Genomic DNA, 593 nt, shown 5'->3' with positions numbered 1-593 from the left:
CGCGTAGCGCGCCGCGCGGTGACCTGGCGGACCCGATCACGCCGCTGCTGGCCACCGGCGCGGCGGCCAGCGCCCTGCTCGGTTCCCCGCTGGACGCCGTCCTGGTCGGCAGCGTGCTGCTGGTCAACGCCGCCCTGTCGGCCGAGCAGCAGCTGCACGCCGAGCGCACGCTGAATCGCCTACTGGCCGTGCAGGATCCGCCGGCGCGACGCCGGGTCGGCGCGCTGGACGCGCAGCGCCGCGAGAAGGTGCCGACCAAGCGGCTGCGGCCGGGCGACATCATCGAAGTGCACGCCGACGAGGTGGTCCCCGCGGACGCCCGGCTGTTGCACGCCTCGAACGTGGAGGTCGACGAGTCGACGCTGACCGGCGAATCGCTGCCGGTGTCCAAGCAGACCGAGCCCACGCCCGGCGCGCCGCTGGCCGAACGGACCTGCATGCTCTACGCCGGCACCACGGTGGTCGCGGGCACGGCGGTGGCCGTGGTCACCGCCGTGGGATCGCGGTCGGAGATGCGCAGGGCGCTGGCCGCCGCGCCGGTGGCCAGCAGCGGCGTGATCGGGTCCGCCAGGTCACCGCGCATCTCCTCGGCG

1 pseudogene is annotated in these 593 nt (G+C 75.4%); it reads left to right on the top strand.

Annotated elements, in window-relative coordinates:
* Positions 1 to 593: pseudogene (locus A5704_RS16025) on the top strand (cation-translocating P-type ATPase); the annotation flags it as partial.

The organism is Mycobacterium sp. E735, from assembly GCF_001666955.1.
Lineage (GTDB): Bacteria > Actinomycetota > Actinomycetes > Mycobacteriales > Mycobacteriaceae > Mycobacterium.
This window is presented reverse-complemented; position numbering and strand designations above follow the sequence as displayed.